The 23,294-nt window shown below is 44.2% G+C and carries 10 protein-coding genes and 1 tRNA gene; 8 read left to right on the top strand and 3 right to left on the bottom strand.

Annotated features, from left to right (window positions below; all coding sequences use genetic code 11):
* Positions 1–13: 13 nt before the first annotated feature.
* The 3 genes from rseP (at position 14) to B0I27_RS08205 (ending at position 5,933) form a co-directional block, all read left to right on the top strand.
* Positions 14–1,336 (top strand): RIP metalloprotease RseP, encoded by a 1,323-nt coding sequence (rseP, locus tag B0I27_RS08215; protein ID WP_106292755.1) that lies wholly within the window; start codon positions 14–16, stop codon positions 1,334–1,336.
* Between the two features lie 96 nt (positions 1,337–1,432).
* A tRNA-Leu gene (locus B0I27_RS08210) sits at positions 1,433–1,512 on the top strand.
* A gap of 260 nt (positions 1,513–1,772) precedes the next feature.
* On the top strand, positions 1,773–5,933 hold the full coding sequence (locus B0I27_RS08205; protein WP_106292754.1) for a hybrid sensor histidine kinase/response regulator transcription factor: 4,161 nt from the start codon (positions 1,773–1,775) through the stop codon (positions 5,931–5,933).
* Between the two features lie 108 nt (positions 5,934–6,041).
* Here B0I27_RS08205 and B0I27_RS08200 read toward each other — a convergent pair whose 3' ends face one another.
* Together B0I27_RS08200 and B0I27_RS08195 are read right to left on the bottom strand one after the other, a co-directional pair.
* Complete coding sequence (locus B0I27_RS08200; protein WP_106292753.1) at positions 6,042–7,649, bottom strand: RagB/SusD family nutrient uptake outer membrane protein; 1,608 nt, start codon at positions 7,647–7,649, stop codon at positions 6,042–6,044.
* A 10-nt stretch (positions 7,650–7,659) separates the two neighbouring features.
* The gene (locus tag B0I27_RS08195; protein ID WP_106292752.1) at positions 7,660–10,746 is read right to left on the bottom strand and encodes a SusC/RagA family TonB-linked outer membrane protein; all 3,087 of its coding nucleotides are present in this window, start codon (positions 10,744–10,746) and stop codon (positions 7,660–7,662) included.
* A 478-nt stretch (positions 10,747–11,224) separates the two neighbouring features.
* Between B0I27_RS08195 and B0I27_RS08190 the strand changes: the two genes are divergently transcribed.
* The 5 genes from B0I27_RS08190 (at position 11,225) to B0I27_RS08170 (ending at position 19,427) form a co-directional block, all read left to right on the top strand.
* Positions 11,225–13,135 carry an alpha/beta hydrolase-fold protein gene (locus tag B0I27_RS08190; protein WP_106292751.1) on the top strand — a complete coding sequence of 637 codons (1,911 nt, stop codon included), beginning with the start codon at positions 11,225–11,227 and terminating at the stop codon, positions 13,133–13,135.
* A 36-nt stretch (positions 13,136–13,171) separates the two neighbouring features.
* Positions 13,172–15,688 carry a glycoside hydrolase family 95 protein gene (locus B0I27_RS08185; protein WP_106292750.1) on the top strand — a complete coding sequence of 839 codons (2,517 nt, stop codon included), beginning with the start codon at positions 13,172–13,174 and terminating at the stop codon, positions 15,686–15,688.
* A 51-nt stretch (positions 15,689–15,739) separates the two neighbouring features.
* Positions 15,740–16,594: a sialate O-acetylesterase gene (locus B0I27_RS08180; RefSeq protein ID WP_106292749.1), complete on the top strand. Its 855-nt coding sequence runs from the start codon at positions 15,740–15,742 to the stop codon at positions 16,592–16,594.
* Between the two features lie 61 nt (positions 16,595–16,655).
* The gene (locus tag B0I27_RS08175; protein ID WP_181276720.1) at positions 16,656–18,002 is read left to right on the top strand and encodes a family 43 glycosylhydrolase; all 1,347 of its coding nucleotides are present in this window, start codon (positions 16,656–16,658) and stop codon (positions 18,000–18,002) included.
* Positions 18,003–18,068: 66 nt separating this feature from the next.
* On the top strand, positions 18,069–19,427 hold the full coding sequence (locus B0I27_RS08170) for a glycoside hydrolase family 28 protein (protein ID WP_106292747.1): 1,359 nt from the start codon (positions 18,069–18,071) through the stop codon (positions 19,425–19,427).
* A gap of 51 nt (positions 19,428–19,478) precedes the next feature.
* Here the strand turns inward: B0I27_RS08170 and B0I27_RS08165 are convergent, their stop codons facing one another.
* Positions 19,479–23,201, bottom strand: a complete 3,723-nt coding sequence (locus tag B0I27_RS08165) for a PAS domain-containing protein (RefSeq protein WP_106292746.1) — start codon at positions 23,199–23,201, stop codon at positions 19,479–19,481.
* Positions 23,202–23,294 lie beyond the last annotated feature (93 nt).

Below are 23,294 nucleotides of genomic sequence, written 5' to 3'. Positions count from 1 at the left end.
TTTTATAAGTACTATGGATGGATTGGTTATGACGGGCCAGCTTTTGCTGGGCCTATCAATATTGATTATACTACACGAGGCAGGTCATTTTTTCGCAGCCCGTGCTTTTGGTATAAAGGTTGAAAAGTTCTACTTATTCTTTGACGCCTGGGGGTTTAAGCTTTTTAGTTTTAAGTATAAAGGATGCGAATATGGTATGGGATGGCTGCCACTTGGTGGTTACGTGAAGATCGCCGGAATGATTGATGAATCGATGGATACAGATCAACTTGCCGGCCCGCCACAGCCCTGGGAGTTCCGTTCAAAGCCAGCCTGGCAACGCCTGATTGTGATGTTGGGAGGCGTAGCAGTAAATATCGTTCTGGGAATGTTTATCTTCTGGATGCTTACTTTCAAAACGGGAGAGACCTATATCCCCAATGATAAGCTTGTCAGCGGAGTCGTTCCAGGAAAAGTAGGTAAAGCCATCGGAATTGAAACAGGAGATCGTATCGTTGCCGTTAATGGGGCTAAAGTGGTTAGGTTTGACGAAATAACCAGCTCCAAAGTGTTAATGGGAGGAGGCACCCTAAGTATATTAAGAAATGGAGAATCCAAGGATATACACGTTCCTGGAAATATCCTTGATGAAGTTGCTGATCATGGAGTAACTGAATTTGTTCAGCCCAGGACCTCAATAAGCCGTGTAGCAGAGGTACTGCCCGGCAGTAAGGCCGCGGCGGCAGGTTTTGAAAAAGGTGATAGCATATTGAGTGTAAACGGAAAGCAGATCACTTATTTTGATGAGTTCCAGCAACAGTTGATGGCGAGAAAGAACAATAAAATCAATGTTAATGTCTATCGCAATAGGCAGGTGGTAACTTTAATGCCTGTTGTTGGCGAAGAAGGAACTATTGGTGTTTCACTCGATATGAATGTTCCGACGGAAAGTCTGGATCATGGATTATGGGCTTCTTTACCTATAGGTGCTTCCAAGGCCTGGGGCATGTTCACGGACAATGCCAAAGGTATAGGTAAAGTTGTTACGGGGCAGGTTAAGGCACAAAAGGCATTTACGGGACCTGTAGGTATAGCCAATATGTTTGGTGCAGAAGTAAACTGGCTGAAGTTTTGGACCCTGGTTGGACTCCTTTCTATGGCTTTGGCATTGATGAATCTGTTGCCTATTCCTGCATTGGATGGTGGACATGCAGTTTTTCTAATTATTGAAATGGTAAAGGGAAGTCCGCTGAGCGATAAGTTCATGGAGCGTGCTCAGTTAGTAGGTTTTGTCATTATCGTTGCTTTGATGGTGTTTGTACTGGGTAATGATATTTTTAAATATGTGCTTAATTAGTTATTTTACTGAGTATCAAGCTGCTCAACATATTCTATTTTTTTGTTGTAAATATCAGGTGTAATAAATAGATTTGCATCCCGTTAACGAAGGAATGCCCAGCTGGCGGAATTGGTAGACGCGCTGGTCTCAAACACCTGTGGGAAACCGTGCCGGTTCGACTCCGGCGCTGGGTACGATTGACGATAGAGACCCCTCTTATTCATATTAAGAGGGGTCTTGTTATTTCTAGGGTTCTTGACTTCAGGTTTGGCGGAGCTTAAGAAGTTTGTTCGGCGAAAGAGAACGTTAAGAAGTGGATACTGGAGGTTAGTACGCATTGAAGTCAACCAGTTACTTCACCAATAAATAGCAAATTAATTCCAGGAGATCGTTTGGGGTTTTCTATGAGGATGTTTAACTTTATAAAAACCAGTTATATCGATAACACCTCTACATGTGGAATAAATTGTTTTCAATAAGGACCGCCCTATTGTCTTTGGGTTTGATCTTGTCTGCGCAATTGTTCGGGGCAAGACCGGATCTCAGCTTTACTACATTTACCTCCAGGGATGGCCTATCCTCAAATACAGTCTTCGCTATACATAAGGACCGTTTCGGCTTTCTTTGGATTGCTACCGATGATGGTCTTAATCGCTTTGACGGCACTACCTTTAAAGTTTACAGGCACGTTAATGGAAGTTCGGCATCGTTGCCTGCAAATCATGTAACGTCTCTTTTTGAAGATTCCGAAGGGTCTTTGTGGGTTGCGACAAACGGTGGTTCGGTTACTATATACGACCGTAATAGGGATGAATTTATCGAACTAAGTAAGTATAATCAAATCGCCTTGGGAGTTGCGGTTAACTCAGTGTCGGAAGATGGCAGAGGGAATATTTGGATTGCATCTTACAGTGGCTTATATGTCGTGGATCGGAAAACCCGCAAAATAAAAGCGGTTTATCAGTACAGCAATAAACGTGGCAGGCTGAACACCAATACCGTCACTTCTGTATTTAAAGATTCAAGAGGAACAATGTGGGTTGGGACCGATGCGGGTCTATATCGATACAACAGGAACAATGATAGCTTTACGAGATTCTTATATGCAAAAAACGGACCGGCAATTCAGTTTCCAGCGTTTGTTCTGTCTCTTAGTGAGGATAAGAAAGGACATCTTCTCGCCGGAACCCAGGGAGGGCTACATGTTCTCGGTTCCAAGGGGGAAATGATTAAAACGCTCAATAAGAGCAACGGTAGCCCCGCCGGAATTAGCAGCGATATTATTTATGCTGTTAAAGTCGCCAAAAATGGACTTGTATGGCTAGGAACAGAGGAGGGCCTGAATGTGGTGAGCATTGACAGTGGACTGGTCTATAAATACCGCGCAAATCGTCGTGACGAGAATAGTCTGAAAGCAAAATCTATTAGATCAATTTGCTTTGATGAACATGGAATCAGCTGGGTCGGTACGTTCCAGGGTGGCGTTAGTAAGTACGATCCCAATTTTACGCGGTTCAAACGTGTAGAAAGCAATCCTTTCGATTCTGAGGGGTTAAGTGCACCTGTGGTAACTTCATTTGCTGATTATCCGGGCAAAGGGGTATTTGTTGGTACAGATGGTGGGGGTGTTGACTTATTTAATCCCCTAAACGGCCATGTTTCGCATTTCTCCATTTTATCAAATGCCAACACAAGGAATAATAATGCGCTGTCGGTGCTGGCTCTTGAGATTACTAAAGATAAAAAGCTATGGATCGGAACCTTTCTGGACGGGGTACATGTAGTCGACCTTAACACGGGCAGTCGCCGACATTATGTCAAAGGAAATGGGCAGGCAGATCTGAACTTCAGCGATGTGTTTTGTATTCAGGAGGACAAAGATGGTTTCGTCTGGATAGGCACTAACGGAGGAGGTGTAAATCGCTATAATCCTAATACGGGCCGAATCGAGAAATTACTCAATAACCCGCAGAATGTGGAGGATGTGAATCATCCTTCGCACCCTGTTATCAGGGCGCTTACAGTCGATAGGGCCGGGAACATGTGGATTGGGTCTTTTGGAGGAGGTATCTCCCTATGGAACCAGTCAACAAAGAAGTTCAGTTTCTACACAAGAGAGAAGAGTGGGTTACCAACAAATTATATCACTACTATTCATGAAGATAAAAAGGGCAATATCTGGGTAGGTACTTATGGAGGGGGACTTAGCCTGTTAAATCCAAAAACAGGCCGATTTATTAGTTATTCGGAGAAAGATGGACTGGCAAATGATGTGGTTCAAAAAATTGTTGAAGATAAAAAGGGAAAAATTTGGTTGAGCACCAATATCGGAATAAGCAGTTTTGATCCAGTAAGCCATGTTTTCAAAAACTATACGCATCATAACGGACTCCAGAATAGCCCATTTGTTCTGGGGGCCGGCATTTGTTTACCGAATGGTGCCGTATTCTTTGGCGGACAAGAAGGATTTAATTATTTTGATCCTTCCATGCTGAGAATGAATCGCAACGTTCCCGCAGTAGTTCTCACAGATTTAAGGGTAAACAATGCACCGGTAACCCCCTCGGAAGATGGACCTATAAAGCAATCAATATTACTCTCAGAGCGAATAAACCTCAAGCATAAAGATAACTTTTCACTCAGCTTTGTTGCTTTAAACTATACAATTTCTGAGCAAAATAAGTATGAATATCGGCTCAAGGGTGTAGACAGAGACTGGATTCAAGCAGGGAAGGAGCATACCGCTTACTACACGAATCTTGATCCCGGCGAGTATATATTCGAAGTTAGAGCGAGTAACAACGATGGCATTTGGAATTTAGAAGGTCACTCAGTAATTATTCATGTTTCTCCTCCGTTCTGGCGCACTGTGTACGCTTATATTTTTTACATAATTAGTATAACAGGTTTGATCGTTTGGTTTCGTCATCGAGGGATCAAACGGTTGGAAGCAAAGTTCGCACTGGAGAAAGAGCGGATGGCGGCCAGGCAGCTTATCGAGCAGGAACGCCATCATGCGGAGCACCTTCATCAGATGGATTTAATGAAGATCAAGTTCTTGACTAATCTAAGCCATGAGTTTAGAACGCCGTTATCACTTATCGTCGGCCCTGTTGAAACACTGATCGATAAAATCAAGGAGCCTGCCTATTCCACTCAGCTCAACATGATTAAGCGGAATGGCCGTCGTCTCATGAACCTGGTGAATCAATTACTTGATTTTCGGAAAATGGAGGAGCAGGAGCTACGGCTTCATCTTTCAGGGGGGGATATTGTTTCTTTTATAAAGGATGTTGCTGATTCGTTCGGAGATGTCGCTTCGAGAAAAAACATATCTTTTACATTCTCATCTAGTGTTGCGGCTGTATTCGTCTTCTTTGACCATGACAAAGTAGAGCGTATACTTTTCAATTTGCTCTCAAATGCCTTTAAGTTTACGCAGGAGGCCGGTGCAATAACACTCAAAGTTGTAGCTGAAGAGCACCAATCACCCGAGGATAGGATAGTGTTGAATATGACTGTGTCTGATTCAGGAATCGGTGTTCCACAGGAAGTGCAAGAACGAATATTTGAGAGGTTTATTCAGCATGATCCGGGAACTTCTGTACTTAATCAGGGCACAGGTATTGGGCTGTCGATTGTGAAAGAGTTTGTTAAAATGCATGGAGGGACTGTACGCCTCGAAAGTCAGGTAGGGCGAGGAAGTAGCTTTATCGTGTCTATTCCGTTTAGATTACTTGATTCAGAAACACCATTGGATCCAGGTGAACAGCCTCAAATGACAAATCTGGATGAAGTACCAGATATTAATCACGAATCCGCTCAACTGCTATCAGAAGCTGGCACATCTGTGCTCGTTATAGAAGACGACGACGATTTTAGATTTTATATTAAAGATAATCTGAAGTCATTGTACAAGATCTATGAGGCAACCAATGGAAAAGAAGGCTGGCAAAGGGCTCTGTCCATGCATCCTGATATCATAGTTTGCGACGTCAACATGCCTGAAATGAACGGTATTGAACTCAGTAGAAAGATTAAGTCAGATAAAAGGACAAGTCATATTCCGATAATTTTGTTAACCGCTTCAACCGGCGAGGATGAGCAAATAAGAGGCCTTGAGTCAGGAGCAAATGATTATATGACCAAGCCGTTTAACTTCGCTGTCTTGAACGTTAAATTGAAAAATCTCCTTACGTTGAACCAAAAATTAAAGGAAACATATGCGAAGCAGGTTAGGGTGTCTTCGACAATTGCTGAAGTAGAGTCAGAGAACGAGAAGCTCATTAAAAGGGTACTTCTCTATATTGAAGACAATCTAAACAACCCGCAGCTTTCGGTTGAAGCCATGGCACGAAATCTTTCGATGAGTAGGGCTTCACTCTACAATAAGATCCTGGAAATAACCGGTATGAGTCCTGTTGAGTTTATCCGGTCTGTCAAGCTCGAAAAAGCCATTGTTTTGTTGGAGCAAAGCGATCTCTCTATCGCACAAATTGCTTACCATGTAGGATTTTCAACGCCGAACTATTTTGCCAGGTCCTTTAAGGCTAAATATAATATGGTTCCCTCTGAGTATTTAGCAAATCGAAGAAAGACGCAACCGACGGAGTAAGGCACTTGACGGCGTCGGAGGGCTTCATTACAGAAATTGCCGATAGCTACAAAAAGGGAAGGCGAGTGCGTTAACGCACTCGCCTTCCCTTTTTGATTTTCCGAAAATCTAATTGTTCATGGCATTGCCTGTGAGATTCTTGTTGTTATCCAGTTCGGCTTGAGGGAATGGATAGTAGGTGGAACGTTCGGTCCAGCCTAACTTCTTCAATGGCTCCAACCATTGAGGATCTGCAAATCCCCAGCGAAGCAAATCGAAATAACGAAGATATTCACCCGTAAACTCAACGTAACGCTCATGGGCAATAATATTTTTAATATTATTTAACCTCACCCCATTGATAGTGGTGTCTTTGGCAAGCAGACCGTCCACGTTAGGAATCGTACCTCGTGAACGCTGATACCATAGATGAGGCTGTTCTGTCGGAACGACGTTATTAGCCCGGTTTCTTACCAGATCGATATACGTTTTTGCTCCAGCAACGTCGCCTCTCTCATTAAGACATTCAGCATACATCAGATATACGTCTGAATATCTCAGCAAGCGGTCGTTGTTTCCATTGTCAATGTCTGGCACCTGCACATCCGGACAGTATTTCCTTGTACCAAATAAGTCTTTGTTAGTAGCCAGATTTTTAATCCAATCCTGATAGCTTGTCACTTTGCCATCCAACTGGGTAAAGTAAGCTCCATTTTCACACCAAAGAGTCATGAACTTTCTCGGATCTCCAGGTTCAAATTCATCGTTGGTCTTCTTATTTGGTGCGAGGTTCCACCAAGCACCTCCGGTACCGTCAAACATTCCGATTTCCTGCCAGCGCCATGAGCTGGAAATATCATCTCCCAACCATCCAGGACCGTTGAACATCTGAACTTCGAACACAGACTCGGCGTTGTTTTCTTTTGTTTCCAGAAAATTATCTCTGAACTGATCAACCAATCTGTATTCGTTGCTTTCGATAACCTTTTTAAGTTGTGCCTCGGCTGCAGCAAAGTCGGCACGCTGACCGCTTTCCAGAATAGGACGGTACATATACGCCCGGGCGAGATAAGCTTGTGCAGCTCCTTTTGTCGCTCTTCCAATCTGCGCCGTATTAGCATACAATGCACTTCTCAGGGGTAATAGTTCCGCTGCTTTGGTAAAGTCGCTGATGATAAGTGCATAAACCTGGCCCTTGGTTGAATTAGTTGGATAATAGTCTTCATCCGATGCAACGGGCTTATCAATCAGTGGCACTGTCTCGCCGAACATGGCGGCAAGATGCATGTAATGAAAAGCTCTGAGGAAGTGAGCTTCGCCTAAAAGTCGGTTCTTGCGTTCTTCATCAATAGTACCTTCAAAGTTTGTGATTCTGTCAATTGCAAGATTCGACGCAGAGACGCCGTTCCATAGATCTTTCCATGTTCCTGATGCCATTCCATCACTGGCGGGCGTATTATAGGTGTCCTGATACATCGGCTCCCATTTAAATGTATGATCAAAATCATCGCCGGGAGCAAGGAGTTCGTAATATAAAGATCGGCCATAGCCGCCCTGAACTCTCCCCACTATGGCTTGATAGGCCGGAATAACTGACGCTTCCAGCTGTTCAGCGGTTTTATAGTAAGTGTCCGTTGAAAGTTCCTGCGGATTTACGAGCTCTAGCTCAGGCTTACAGCCTGAGGAAAGGGCCAGGGCAAGCGATGTTATGTATGCAAGTTTTGTTACGTTTTTCATCTTTAGTCAATTAGAATGTGAACTGTGCTCCTAAGAAAAATTCTTTAGAATTCGGGAAGGTACGTCCCCAAGGTCTTTGGGCATCAATACCCCTGCTCAGGTTATATCTTGCATCATCTGAGCCAACTTCAGGATCATATCCGGAGTATTTCGTAAATGTTAGAAGATTCTTTGCTCCTACGTAAACGCGCAGGCGATCAATTTTCATTCTTCTTGTAACGTCTTCCGGAAGGGAATAGCCCAAATTAAGCGACTTCAGTCTCAGGTAAGAACCGTCTTCAATAAAGCGACTTGAAGCACGAAGATTCTGGTTCGGATCGCCAAGTATTGCTCTTGGAACATTGGTGTTGACGTTCTTTGGATAAACTGTTCTTGCGCCGGATACCGGGTTAGTGAAAACAACCTCTTCGGCTCTGTAACGATCAAGTGTTGTTGCAAAGTTGTTGTAATAGTGGTACATACCTTCACCCCAATATTTACTATTGTTGTAAATCTCGTTACCTTGAACTCCCTGCCATATCATGGAGAAATCCAAAGTTCCAAACCGTGCGGCATAACTTGCGTCGAAATTGAAGCCGTAGCTGAAATCAGGGATTGGACTGCCGATAAATGCTTTATCACGATCGTTCAAAACATTATCACCGTTTAGGTCATTAAATCTAACGTCTCCCAAGCCGGCTCTAGGAGCAAAGGCTCTGTCTTGTTGTAGTTGCTCCTGGGTAGTATAAAGACCGTTGCTTACATATCCCCAGAATTCTCCAATAGATTGGCCTACTGCAGTTCTGGTTACGTTTTCACCGCCAGGATTCACATTACCAAACAAGATTTCGTTGTCATTTCCGAGACTCAACACTTCGTTATCTACCAACGACAAGTTCGCTGAAGCAGAATAGCTGAAGTTGCGAATGGAGTTTCTATAAGTAGCAAGCATATCCCAACCCCGGTTACGCAGGCTTCCTGAGTTCAGAACCGGAAAGTTGTCGATATATCCAGCCACGTAAGAAATAGGAACGTTCACCAACATATCTTCCGTTTTCTTATCATAATAGTCTACGGTAAGTGATAATTTGTTGCCAAACATAGAAAGGTCTACTCCCAGGTCGGTTGAATATTGACTTTCCCACTTCACATTCGGATTGGAAGGTGTAAGGGGTAGTGCCCCTGTAACCATAACACCGTTTAGATAGTACCATACGTGGTCAAAGCTCACTGTTCTCTGATATTGGTACTGGGCGATATCTGAATTCCCAAGTAGTCCGTAACTACCTCTCAGCTTCAAGTCATTGATGAAGGTCACATTTTTCATGAAGTTTTCCTGACTTACGCGCCAACCAGCAGAAACAGAAGGGAAGTTACCGTATCGGTGCGTTTTGCTGAAATTTGCCGATCCGTCACGACGAAAGTTCAGGGTCATCAGATATTTACTGTCGTAGCTGTAGTTAAGGCGTCCGAGCATGGAATACATGGCAAATTGCCCAATTCCTGATCCCACTATTCTTGACGAAGACATGGTACTTAAACCTAGGATCATTAGGTCAGGGCTAGGAAGTGCTCTCGCACCTGCGTTGACCGACTTGAATCGCGATTCCTCAGAAGTGATACCGGCCAGAGCACTAAAGCTGTGCTTTCCTACCATCTTATCGTAAGATAAGGTATGCTCAAACAGCCATCTGTTATTTTGGTTGCTTGAAATGTTAAGCTCATCCGGGTCATGGTTTTGATACTGACCAACTGAGTAAGCAGAGATATAGCGGTCATCTCTGTATCTGTTTAAGTCTAATCCTAAATTGAACTTATATTTAAGGCCGGGTATAATTTCATAAGATGCCCAGATATTACCGTTAGCGAAAAAGCTTTCACTGTTGTTTTCGTTAAGATAAGCATTGGCCAGGGCACTCGCTACGTCTGTTCCGTTTCCTGCGCCGGCGAAACCAGTTGAACTGTTAGGGTCATAGAGCGGTAATGTGGACGACCATCTTTGAGCGTCAATGAGGTTTTTGTCGCTCCATGTCCGCTTGTTAAAACTCAACAAAACGGTTTCTCCAACTTTTAACTTACCCTTGGTGAAATCTGAGATAAACTGAGTACCGTAGGATTTTGAGTTGTCCCGAATCAGGATTGGCTTGTCTGTTGAATAGATTCCGTTGATGCGGAAGTTAGCATTTTCGCTACCGCCGCTAAGAGATAAATTGTGCTTTTGATAGGAACCGGTACGAAGTAAGGCATCAACCATGTTATATCCCTCGCCGATATTGGCGGGATTAGACAAAGCAGGAAGATAATCCGTCCTTGACGGATTTTGATTGTACATTTCTTCGTTAATAAGCTCTGCCAGCTGCTGACCATTAAGTGTTTCTACATTATTTGCGATGGTTTTTGTGCCACCATAACCAAAGTAGTCGATTTTAACAGGCCCTGAGGTACCACGTTTCGTGGTGATAAGAATTACACCGTTTGCTCCGCGAGATCCGTAGATAGCACTGGATGCTGCATCTTTCAAGATCTGGATGCTGGCGATATTATTATCGTCTGGAACCGCACCTCCGATCATTCCGTCGACAACGTATAATGGGTCAGTATTGTTAATCGAGCCGACACCTCGAATACGTATCGTTCCGGCGTTCACCTGTACTCCCGGTACGGTACTTTGCAAGGCAGCCTGAAAGCCACCAGGTACCTTCAGCAGGTCTTTCGTTTCTACTGTAGCAATGGAAGATGTAAGGTCGACCTTTTTCTGGGTTCCATAACCGATTACTACGACTTCGTCTAATGCTCTCTGATCTGCTTTAAGTTGAACATTAATGACAGTCCGGCCCCGAACCGCGATTTCCTGACCGGTAAAACCGATGCTCGTGAATTCAAGGGTAGCAGTTGAGGGAGATGAAATTCGGTATCTTCCCTGGGCGTCGGTCATCGTACCGATCGAAGTGCCCTTAACCTTCACGCTCACGCCGGGAAGAACACCTGACGTGTCGCTCACGGTTCCGGTAACGGTAGTTTGATTTCCCTGCGCCATTGTTTGACGGGGATATAGCATAGATATTGCTACTATAAAGAATGCTATAAAAGCTCCTGAGCTTGGTTTAAGTTTTAGCATAGTTTTGATTTGAGAATTAATTTCGATTAGTTAGTTTGCTTCATTGAGCTCTGAGGACTCCTTGTCTTTAGTGTCAACCATCACGGATAGCCACGGTGCCGCTAAAAATGGTGGCAATCGGGGACGTGATGTTGGCCGCTAAAAACAAGTACCTTTTCTTGCGAGCAAGTTGTTTAGGTTTCATGTCTAAATTGGTTAGTTTATATTGTTGGTTAGACGTATGTTGCACCGGTTAGTGAGTACAGATCTAAATTATCCCAACTGAAGAACCTTTATATGATCCTTATGTCCAAAAGAATAGGATAAATGTCTAGCGATCACGAATGGGGGATAAACTTATAGAAAAGGCCTTTTTGGACAAATCTGCTATTTTTTTAATGATTCTTATACCTTGTGAAGCTACCGATACTTTAGTTTTGATATTACGGCCTCTCAGAAGGACGCCGACTAACCTCTAAAATTGTAAACCGTTATTTGTATGAAGTATATATTTCTCTCTCTCTTGCTGTTATTTGGGTCACCCACAGTATTCTCCCAAACTGATGCAAAGCGAGCACCGGAAGGCTTTGATTCTTTGCGTCCGGAGATTCCGCACGGTAAAATTGATACTGTTTCCTACTCATCAAAAACCGTTGGTTCGGTACGCAAAGCTTTGGTATATACTCCTCCAGGTTTCTCAAAAAGTAAAAAATATCCGGTGTTATACCTTCTTCATGGCATAGGAGGTGATGAAAAAGAGTGGTTCAATAACGGCCAGCCTCATCTGATCCTGGATAATCTGTATGCACAGAAAAAGCTTCAGCCAATGATTGTCGTACTTCCCAACGGAAGAGCAATGAAAAACGACCGTGCCGTTGGCAATATTATGGATGCTGAAAAGGTTCAGGCTTTCGCTACGTTTGAGAAAGACTTGCTGAACGATCTGATACCGTTTATTGAAAGCAAATACCCTGTAATTAAGAATAGGGAAAACCGGGCGATAGCAGGACTTTCCATGGGTGGGGGGCAGTCTCTGAACTTCGGACTTGGAAACCTCGATAAATTCGCATGGGTTGGTGGGTTCTCTTCTGCACCCAATACCAAGACTCCCGAATTACTGGTTCCCAATCCGGAGGAAGCAAGGAAACGTCTCAATTTGCTCTGGATATCCTGTGGCGATAACGATAACCTTATTTCGTTCAGTAAGCGTACCCATGACTATTTGAGGAAGGAAAAAGTTCCTCATATATTCTACATCGAACCAGGTAATCATGATTTTAAGGTGTGGAAAAACGATCTGTATATGTTCTCGCAGCTCCTTTTCAAACCAGTAGACAAAACCTCATTCTCGAAATATACAGAGCTGGGTTTTCCCGCTTCGACCAATATCAGATCTGCCAAATACCCTCAGGTATTGCCAGACAGCCGTGTTTTATTTAAAATAAAAGCTCCGGAAGCACAAAAGGTGCAGATTGATCTCGGCAGAAAATACGACATGATAAAAAGTGATGACGGATTCTGGGAGGTTACTACTGACTCCATGGGAGAAGGATTTCATTATTACTCTCTGTTAGTGGATGGCGTTGCTCTTGCTGATCCGAACAGCGAAACGTTCTATGGGATGGGACGGATGGCAAGCGGGATAGAAATCCCTTTCGATGGGGGAGATTATTACGCGGAAAAGAACGTACCTCATGGCGAGGTTAGAATGAAGCGATATTTTTCCAGAATTTCCAGTTCCTGGCGACGCGCTTTCATTTATACCCCTCCTGGTTATGATCAAAACACAAGCGACAAGTATCCCGTTTTATATCTGTTACACGGAGGAGGTGAAGACGAAAGAGGTTGGTCAACGCAAGGCAAGACGGACTTAATCATGGATAACCTTATCGCAGCTAATAAGGCCAAGCCAATGCTTGTTGTCATGATGGACGGAAACGTTGGTCAAGGCGCGTTTGGCGAGCAGTCTCTGCGTGCTTTTGAAGGCGAATTGAAAGGGCTGATTCCATTTATTGAGAGCAACCACAGGGTAGATACGCGGCCCGGAAATAGAGCTCTGGCCGGTCTATCTATGGGCGGGCTTCAAACTCTTTACACGGGTATTAAGAACTCCGAACTGTTTCCTTATCTCGGCGTCTTCAGTTCTGGCTGGTTCTCCGGCCGTAACGAACTTTCCAGTCCACAGTATGATTTTATCCGGGATAACCATTCAAGTATAAATAGTAACTTGAAGGCTCTCTGGATTTCGATGGGCGGAAAAGAAGACATAGCTTATAATAACTGCAAAGAGATGATGTCAAAATTTGACGAGCTAAACCTAAAGTACACCTATACAGAATATCCCGGAGGGCATACATGGCCGGTATGGCGTAATAATCTCTATAACTTTTCTCAGGTGCTGTTTAAATAAGCACTTTGAGGTATTTAAAGCATCATTCGAATCAATATGTACATTTTCAGAAAGGCCAAAAGCCAGTTATTCATCTACCTTGGATTCTCCTTTTTTTTCTTAAGCTTGGGAACAAGCGCCAGCCAACCTGCGTCCGCACCGGGATCTGCAATGAAACTCTGGTATAATAAGCCTGCAGGTAAAGTATGGGAGAGTGCTCTGCCCCTTGGTAATGGCAAATTGGGTGCAATGGTTTATGGGAACGTTCAAACGGAAAGAATACAGCTAAATGAGCATACCCTTTGGAGTGGCAGTCCGAATCGCAACGATAATCCACTGGCATTGGACTCTCTGGAGACAATCCGCAGGCTCATCTTTGAAGGAAAACAAAAGCAGGCAGAGAATCTGGCGAACAAGGTCATCATTAGTAAACAGTCTCATGGACAGATCTTCGGACCCGCCGGCGAACTTCATCTGTCTTTCCCTGGACACGATAATTACACCAATTATTACAGAGAGCTCGATCTTGAAAGGGCAGTGGCCAAAACATCGTATACGGTGGCAGATGTCACCTATACAAGAGAGGTAATAGCCTCTTTTGCTGAACGCGTAATAGCGGTTCGGTTGACAGCCAGCCGCCCTGGAAGTATTTCATTTACAGCATCCTTTACCTCACCTCAACCGAATGTCAAAATTCAGACGCCGCATTCCCGGCAACTAACTTTTTCAGGCACAACAATCGATCACGAAGGGGTGAAGGGCATGGTGAAATATAAGGGAATTACGCATTTTAGTCCTGAAGGCGGCGAGATATCTTCATCCGACACTTCGATTACAGTCAAGAGTTCGAATGCGGTAACAATTTATATCTCTGTCGCTACCAATTTCAATAATTTCCAGGATATCAGTGGAAATGAAAATAACCGGGCAACTTCACATTTGACTTCTGCCCTGAGAATGGACTTTTCCAAAATCCTCAAAGGGCACATTTCTTCTTATCAAAAGTATTTTAACCGTGTAAAAATTAATCTGGGAGCCACTAATGTTTCCGAGGCATCGCTTCCGACCAATGAGCGGTTAAAAAACTTTAGTTCAGTTGTTGATCCCGAATTTGCTGCTTTATACTATCAGTTTGGCCGGTATCTTCTGATTTCATCTTCGCAACCAGGTGGACAGCCTGCTAACCTCCAAGGTATCTGGAACGGAAGCTTGCGTCCGGCATGGGACAGCAAGTACACCATCAACATAAACGCGCAGATGAACTACTGGCCGGCCGAAAAAACGAACCTGTCTGAACTGCACGAGCCATTTTTAAGGATGGTCAAAGAGCTTGCTGCTACCGGCCAGAAAACAGCAAAAGATATGTATGGAGCGCGCGGATGGGTTGCGCATCATAATACGGATATCTGGCGCACTACAGGGGCCGTAGACGGAGCATTCTGGGGTGCATGGACAAATGGAGGCGGCTGGACAAGTCAGCATCTTTGGGAACATTATTTATATACCGGAGACGTCGCATTTTTAAAGAGTGCATATCCCATACTAAAAGGGGCCGCCTTGTTTTATATTGATTACCTGATTGAACACCCCAAACTCGGCTATCTGGTTGCCAATCCCGACGAATCTCCTGAGAACGCGCCTGCGGCACACCAGGGTTCATCACTGGATGCCGGAGTAACGATGACTAATCAGATCATTTTCGATGTATTCAGTTCTACCATTCGTGCCGCCGAGCTGTTGAAAAAAGACAAAGCATTTATTGATACACTGGTGCGGACCCGAGATCGTCTTGCACCTATGCATATTGGTCAGCACGCCCAGATTCAGGAATGGTTAGATGATATCGATGATCCCAGAGATAATCACAGGCATGTATCGCATTTGTACGGGCTATTTCCTTCTAATCAGATTTCAGCTTATCGCACACCTGATTTATTTTCTGCCGCCAAGACTACGCTCCTTCATCGGGGCGACCTGTCTACAGGCTGGAGCATGGGATGGAAAGTAAATTGGTGGGCCAGATTACAGGATGGAAATCACGCATACAAACTGATTCAAAACCAGCTAACACCTGTAGGAGTGAACAGAGGGGGCGGCGGTACATACGATAATCTTTTTGATGCGCATCCGCCTTTCCAAATCGATGGTAACTTTGGATGCGTGTCAGGCATGACTGAAATGCTGATGCAAAGTGCGGATGGTTCTGTTCATCTTCTCCCGGCTGTTCCCGACGTATGGCGTGCTTCTGGTTCGATCAGCGGCATCAAGGCTGTCGGAGGTTTTGAAATAGTCCAAATGGAATGGAAAAACGCTCAATTAACGAAGCTGGTGGTGAAATCCCTTCTGGGCGGTAATCTTCGGCTCCGGGTGCCAAACGCCCTTAAGACTTCAGGAACTTCTATGGTCCGGGCGACAGGCGAAAATACCAATCCTTTCTATAAAGTGGAAACCACTCCAAAGCCTGTTATTTCCAGCAAAGCGAAAGTTGAGTTAATAGAAACCAGCGAATCACTTCTGTATGACGTAGCCACACGAGCGGGCAAAACGTACACCTTCCAGGCTCAGGATTTATAAATTGCTCTAGAAAATTGCTAAACCAATCAAGAAAACTAATCTAAAAATAGTATGAACAACAAAGGAATTCTCAAAAGGCTGTGTGTTGTCCTGTGTCTTGCATTTACAAGCTCCCAAGCCTTCTCTCAAGATCCCGATTTTTACGTATTCCTGTGCTTTGGTCAATCCAATATGGAAGGCAGCGCCAAATTTGAACCAAGAGACACGGTTGTTAGTGATCGCTTTCAAGTGATGGGTGCGGTAGACTGCCCCACGCTGGGCAGAACGAAGGGGAGCTGGTATAAAGCTGTACCCCCATTGACACGTTGCAAAACCGGTTTAACCCCTGTAGACTATTTCGGTCGTACATTGATTGAAAATCTTCCCAAAAAAGTAAAAGTAGGAGTAATCAATGTGTCTGTAGGCGGATGTAAAATTGAATTATTTGACCGTGACGGTTATCAAGCCTACCTTTCTGATGCTCCCGCATGGCTTTCAAACATTGTTAAGGAATACGACGGAAATCCCTACGGTCGCCTTCTGGAGCTAGCCAAACTGGCCCAGCAGAAGGGGGTTATCAAGGGCGTGTTGCTTCATCAGGGCGAATCAAATACAAATGATAGCAAATGGCCTGAGAAGGTGAAAGTGGTTTATGATAATCTGATGAACGATTTGAATCTTAAACCGAATGCTGTTCCCCTGTTGGCGGGTGAGGTGGTGCACGCTGATCAAGGTGGGGTTTGTGCCAGCATGAATAATATCATTGCTACTTTGCCAACAGTCATTCCTAATTCCCATGTAATATCTTCCAGTGGATGTGAAGATGGTCCCGACAATCTGCATTTTTCAGCAGAAGGTTACAGAGAACTAGGAAAGCGTTACGGGACAAAGATGCTTTCCCTCTTAAGTGATAAAAAAACGAAATAACCGTACGCTATTTTATCAAAAAGACACACAATCTTTTCAGCTTATATACATCACCATAGATATGTGCAAAATACATTTCCGAGATACCCTCGCAATGGCTCTAAGTCTGGTTGCAACCAGCCTCTTTGCCCAAAACCCAATCATCACCGATCAGTTTTCCGCAGACCCAACTGCGCGTGTATTTGAAAATAGAGTATACGTATATCCATCTCACGACATCCCACCCTCTCCCGGCAAAGGCAGGCCTAACTGGTTTTTGATGGAAGACTATCATGTTTTCTCTTCAGATAACTTAACTGACTGGACGGATCACGGGATGATCGTGCATCAAAACAAGGTACCTTGGGTGAAGCCTGAAAGCTATAGTATGTGGGCTCCCGACTGTATATACAGGAATGGCAAATACTACTTCTACTTTCCAAGTGTTCCATCTGATACCACTGGCGGAAGGGGATTTAGAATAGGAGTCGCCATATCAGATAAACCTTCCGGACCGTTTGTTCCGGAGGCAGGCCCGATTAAAGGGGTAAACGGTATAGATCCCAATGTATTGATTGATAAAGATGGTCAGGCGTATTTATATTGGTCTGGGGGACATATTTACGGAGCAAAGCTTAAAGAAAATATGCTCGAACTGGCTTCCGAACCGGTAATACTTCAGGAGCTTCCTACAAAGGGCTTGAAGGAGGGACCATTTGTGTTTGAACGGAACGGCATTTATTACATGACTTATCCGCACGTGGAGAATAAGACAGAGAGACTCGAATATGCTATTGGCAGCAGTCCCCTCGGCCCCTTTAAGTTCACAGGCGTTATAATGGACGAATCACCCGACGGGTGCTGGACCAATCATCATTCCCTTCTGAACTTCAAGGATCAATGGTATTTATTCTATCATCATAATGATTTGTCGCCGCACTTTGATAAAAACCGTTCTGTCAGAATTGATAGCCTGTTCTTTGAACCTGATGGCAAAATTAGAAAAGTCCTGCCTACCTTACGCGGGGTTGGTGTGAGTAACGCTTTGCAGAAGATACAATTAGACAGGTACAGCATGATCAGTGATAAAGGAGTTACTGTTGATTTTCTGGATAGCACAGACAGGTTCAAAGGTTGGAAAGCACAATTTACTTCGCCCGGTGCTTGGTTACAGTATAACACGGTTGACTTCGGAACCAGTGCACCTAAGAAGATAAACCTTATGATCGCCTCAAGCCGTGGAGCAACATTGCAATTACGAACAGGCTCACGTTCTGGCCCGGTGATCTCTGAGATTACCATTCCGAAAAACACCGCCTGGAAAACAATGCAAGCAAAATTGACACTGCCAAAGACAGGTACTCAACATCTTTTTGTGACGATGAAAGGAGCAGGTGATGCTGATGTTGACTGGGTGAGATTCGAATAATTCTGCCCCAATGTTGCGTTTTTGAGGAACAAACGTCTTACCTTAGTTCTCAATATTGTCAGAGATATGAAAAGATGTTTGTTCCTTTTAGTTGTTTTATTTTACTGCTCCTCCTGCAGCCGATCTCCGGAAAAGGCACTTTCCCGGGAGGAGAAACTTGAGAATGTTCTTAAAAACATCGTTCCACCAAAGATTTCAGACAATATTCTTTTAATCACAGACTTCGGCGCAGTTGGTGATTCTCTCCATGATAACAAACCGGCGTTTGACAAAGCAATTCAGGCCTGCAAGGAGCAAAATGGCGGCAAGATCGTAGTTCCCGCAGGAATATATATTCTCAATGGTCCCATTCATTTAACGAGTAACCTGTGCATAGATCTACAAAAGGGTGCCAAACTTGTGTTCGGAGCAAACCCTGCTGATTATCTGCCGGCAGTTCTGACGAGCTGGGAAGGTACTTTTCTATATAACTACAGTCCACTTATCTATGGATACCAGCTTGAGAATATTGCAATAACAGGGGACGGGGTGATTGATGGTAACGGACGTGATAATTTCAGTAAATGGGCCGAAAACCAAAAAGAAAGCCAGCTGCTTAGCCGCAAAATGAACAAAGAAAATACCCCGTTAAAGGACCGTATTTTCGGCGAAGGTCATTTTTTGCGTCCCCAGCTCATCCAGTTTTTCGAATGTAAAAACGTACTTATTGAGGGAGTTACCATCAAAAACTCGCCCTTCTGGTGTGTGCATATTCTGAAATCAGAGAACGTCACGGCGCGGAAAGTTAAGTTTGATGCTTTCAATAGAAATAATGATGGATTTGATCCGGAGTACTCCAAAAATGTTTTGATCGAAGACATCGACTTTAACAACGCTGATGACAACGTAGCAATAAAAGCAGGACGAGATCACGAAGGGAGAAGGACTGCCATCACTTCAGAGAACATCGTCATCCGCAATTGCAGGTTCAAAGGCCTGCACGGGGTGGTAATTGGGAGCGAGATGTCTGCGGGGGTGCAGAATGTATTCGTGGAGAATTGCAGCTTCGGAGGCTATTGCAAGCGCGGCATATATTTAAAATCCAATCCCGATCGCGGGGGTTTTATTCGCGACATTTACGTAAATAACGTAACTTTCGGTGAAGTAGAGGACTGCTTTTTCATTACCTCATACTACCATGGTGAAGGAAAAGGATTTGAAACGGATATAAGCAATGTGTTCGTCGATAATGTCAGATGCCGGCGGGCGACCAATGCAGGTGTCGTCATTCAGGGATATCCGTCGAAGAAGGTGAGAGACATCCACTTCTCTAACGTCAAGATAGACTCTGCAGCTACCGGTGTCAGCCTGAGTCATGCTGAGAATATTGTTTTCAATGACGTAATTATTGGTGAAGAAGTCAAAGTGCCATCCCACGCCAAATAGCTGTCTGGTTATCTTTCATGTCAATATCAGATAATCATTTCCAGGAACAGGTCATTGCAGGTTCTGGCTTTTGCCGATGATTCCCTTGATAATGTCGTCAAGTTCTGCTGCCGAAACTGACAGATACGATAACAACTCATCTATCTGGTCCTCGCTGTTTCCGCCTTCAGCTAAAATGTCCGTGATGCCTAATATCCTTGCAAGGGGCGCTCTTACCAGATGCGATTGCATCCATGCAATTTCACGTAACTGTCTGTTGTGGTTTTCAATAGCATGCACATAAGCAACCCGCTGAGTAACATCCTGCATACAGCCAATCATTCTTAAGGGTTTACCTTCATCCGAAAAAATGATAAATCCCCGGTCAAGCACAGTCTTATACGTGCCGTCTGCACATCTGAAGCGGTACTCGCTCATCCATCTGGTTTCACCTGAGGCTAGCCTGGACTCGATCAGCCTGTTAACCCGGTCCACGTCTTCGGGATGTACGTGCTCTCTCCACCACCCAACTGAAGTTTGTGTAATATCATATCCAAAAATCTTCGCCAAAGAGTAGTTCCAAATGATCTTCCCTGTCACGATGTTTGAATCCCATATCGTGTCACTCGTTGCCTTTGCTACGGCGTTATAACGCTCAAGCAGTTCCTTGTTTTTCAACATAACCTTCATGCGGGCCGTAACATCCCTGGAATTAGCAATTATGCCTGCAATCGCCGGATCGTGAGATTTATTGGTGATAATAGTCTCCAGCCAGCGGATTTCTCCGCCTTTCAATCTTACTCTAAACGGAGATACCTTCAGCGTTTCATCTTTTCGGATGTTTAACAAATGGCTTTTTATAGCCGCGTGATCATGCTTATGTATGTAGTCAAAGGGACTGGTCAGCATCATATCCCTGGGGTTCAGATTGAAAAGTCTAAATATGTTAGGGCTGATGTAGGAAATTTTTCCTGTTTGATCTAATATGACAATGAGGTCTGAGCCTTCCTGGATCATCGTCTTAAACCGTCGTTCGCTTTGTCTAAGTGACTCTTCAGCCTTTATTCTTTCAGAGTTGTCAATAGCAACCACAATGCGGGCATTACGTCCCTTATAAGCTATGGAATTACCTTTCGTGCTGACCAAAATAATTTTGCCCGATTTCTTTACATGACGGGTAAAGCTGCTGTTCACATGACCTGCCTTTACATGTTTCTTAATTATCTCATCCAGGATCGCTATGTCCTGAGGCGGCCTAATATCCCTTAATGTGAACGAAAGAAACTCTTCGAAAGAATAACCGTAGTTTTCTATTGCGGCTTGGTTAACGTCCAGGATTTGCAGTGATTCCAGATCATACACAAACAGAGGTAGGGGGCTCAGATGGAAAAGATTACTATACTTTTCGTTAGATAACTGCAAATTTCTTTCCGCTTCCTTACGTTCCGTGATATTGCGAACTACGCCAATCATTTTAAGGGCGTTGCCACTCTGATCTCTAAGTATGTAGGCGTTCTCTTCCACAAAGATATATTCCCCGGTTTCCTTTCTAATCCGGTATTCTGCCCACCAGTGATGCTGATTTCTATTGGCGAGAGATTTCTGAAGAGCAGATTGCATTACTATCAGGTCTTCCGGATGTACCAGTTCAAACCACTTATTTAGTGTGTAAATTAATGGAAGCTGACTGTACCCAAATAATCTGGTGAAGCTCTCTCCCCACTCAATGTAATCATCCTGAATGTCCCAGTCGAAAATGGCGTCGTTTGTGGCTTTATCGACATAAAGATACCGATCCAGCATTCTTTGAAGTTCAGACTTACTTGCCTGGAGTTCATCCTCGACCTTTTTACTTTCGGTAATGTCCAAAGATGCCCCAAACATCTTTTCGGCAACACCTGATTCCCCGTAGATAACTTTTGCCCATGTTTTTAGCTGTCTCACTTCTCCGTCCGGACGGACTATGCGCTCTTCAAAGGTTCTGTCTTTGCCATTTATCAGCAGATCCTGAATAATATTGAAGCTGTTCTCCTTGTCTTCAGGATGAACTAAATTCAAATAAGACTCGAAGGAGGGAGCGACGTATTCTGATGATAATCCATAGATGGAATAAAGCGTGTCAGACCATTTGACCACATCGGAAACCCTATCCCAGGACCAGTTTCCGAAACGTGCCAGTTCCTGACTTTGAAGCATCATTATGGTTGATTCCTTCAATGTTTTGGAATACCCGTTCCTTTCCAGGACTAATTGTAGCAAGGTAATAACCCGTTCCAGGGTATTTGCTTCTTCCGATAGAAGCGCAGCCTCACGGTTGTGATAAACAAAGAAGACAGCAACGACCTCGGCATCCTTATCATGTACCGGATAATGTACAACGGATTTATATCCGTTTTTTGACGCGGTCTCTCGGAAATGGCTCCATGCTGATTCTGCGTCAGATGCATTCCCGCTTTCAAGTTCTGATGGATAAGGCAAATCCTCCGCTGATGTTATAATTGTTCGGGGTATGGAAGGAGATGCAAGATCTGATAGCTTCCCAGTGCCTATTGACATCATGGCAAAGAACAACCCCTGGAATTGATTTTCCAATCCTCTGAGGTAATTGTTGAGTACCTCCTGAATGGAGTTCTCCTCTTTTGAGCTGTTCGTCAATATCTCCTTGTCCAGCTGATCTATAGCCATTGCTCGCTTAGCGATGCTTACGTCGACCATTAGCCCACGAAGCCAAACCTTCTCGTCCTGAATGATCGGTGTATAGGTATCCCTTATCCAAACGATATTATTCTCAGCGTTAAGCATCCGGTATTCAGCTGAATAGGTTTTTCCGATCTCAAGGTTCGGATCACGGGCTTGAAGAACCATATTGAGGTCTTCTGGATAGATGTGGTTTTCCAGGAAGCCAGGCTCAGCCAGCCACTGAGAAGGGGCATAGCCAAGAACTTTTTCTGCGTATTCGCTTACATATCGAAAGTGATGGTTAGCCGAGTCCGCCTCCCATACGATTCCGTTTGTCGTCTTCAACAAAGACTCCAGCCGGTCGCGGTGCATTTTTATCGCCTGCTCATTTTTAAGTTTTTCGGAGACGTCGATTGCCGTTACGATCCTTGCATGCTTCCCCCAGGAGGGAAGCCGTCTGCTGTGTATATTAACAGAGATAATTTCTCCTGATCTTTTCGCGTGCCTCACGGTAGCTTCGTTCGGACTGAACTTTTCAACTTTTGCTGCCACCATCTCCTCCATGCGTGGCAAGTCATCAGCAGGCCACAGAATTCGCACAGTAGCGTTCAGAAATTCGCTCAACGTATATCCATAATCTGCCAGTGCGGCCTTATTTGCAGCAAGGATGCGAAGCGTGTAGATATCATACACCCACATGGGTACAGGGCTGAAGTCAAACAGGTCGAGATCCGGTCTGGAGGACAGGAAGTTTCCAAGGCGAGACGACATCGGTTCGGGTGGCACGCTCAGTTGTTGAACAAGGAAAGCTACCTCCTCATGCTCGTTCAAAATGGGGTAAGTGCTTATATCTCCGGCTGAGCTGCGGATCATACAGCTGCTTTTGGTGTTCAAAACAGAATGCAAGGCCCTGGCATAATCATCTATCTCCGGAACATGTTTGTATGTTTTAAGGAAGTCTTCGCCTACGATTTTTTCTGTAGTCCCAATATTCTTCACAGATCGGTATGCTGCATTGGCTACCATGATATGAAAGACAGAAGTCTTGACCTGTAAAATTATAGTCGGTATGGGGCTGGAGCTAAATGTTCTCTCCAAAGCATCTATTCCGGTCATCACTACTTCTTTGAATTATATAATTGGTTATCTGCCCATCTCAATATAACTCATTATTTCCCACCAGATAAATAAATGATGAAAAAAATGAGT

It is taken from the genome of Arcticibacter pallidicorallinus (genome assembly GCF_003002875.1).
Classification (GTDB): domain Bacteria; phylum Bacteroidota; class Bacteroidia; order Sphingobacteriales; family Sphingobacteriaceae; genus Arcticibacter; species Arcticibacter pallidicorallinus.
This window is presented reverse-complemented; position numbering and strand designations above follow the sequence as displayed.

Coding starts and splice junctions, on each gene's coding strand:
- B0I27_RS08175 (WP_181276720.1), top strand. CDS start 16,656: ATGTGCAAAATACATTTCCGAGATACCCTCGCAATGGCTCTAAGTCTG.
- B0I27_RS08165 (WP_106292746.1), bottom strand. CDS start 23,201: ATGACCGGAATAGATGCTTTGGAGAGAACATTTAGCTCCAGCCCCATA.
- B0I27_RS08180 (WP_106292749.1), top strand. CDS start 15,740: ATGAACAACAAAGGAATTCTCAAAAGGCTGTGTGTTGTCCTGTGTCTT.
- B0I27_RS08170 (WP_106292747.1), top strand. CDS start 18,069: ATGAAAAGATGTTTGTTCCTTTTAGTTGTTTTATTTTACTGCTCCTCC.
- B0I27_RS08195 (WP_106292752.1), bottom strand. CDS start 10,746: ATGCTAAAACTTAAACCAAGCTCAGGAGCTTTTATAGCATTCTTTATA.
- B0I27_RS08185 (WP_106292750.1), top strand. CDS start 13,172: ATGTACATTTTCAGAAAGGCCAAAAGCCAGTTATTCATCTACCTTGGA.
- rseP (WP_106292755.1), top strand. CDS start 14: ATGGATGGATTGGTTATGACGGGCCAGCTTTTGCTGGGCCTATCAATA.
- B0I27_RS08200 (WP_106292753.1), bottom strand. CDS start 7,649: ATGAAAAACGTAACAAAACTTGCATACATAACATCGCTTGCCCTGGCC.
- B0I27_RS08205 (WP_106292754.1), top strand. CDS start 1,773: ATGTGGAATAAATTGTTTTCAATAAGGACCGCCCTATTGTCTTTGGGT.
- B0I27_RS08190 (WP_106292751.1), top strand. CDS start 11,225: ATGAAGTATATATTTCTCTCTCTCTTGCTGTTATTTGGGTCACCCACA.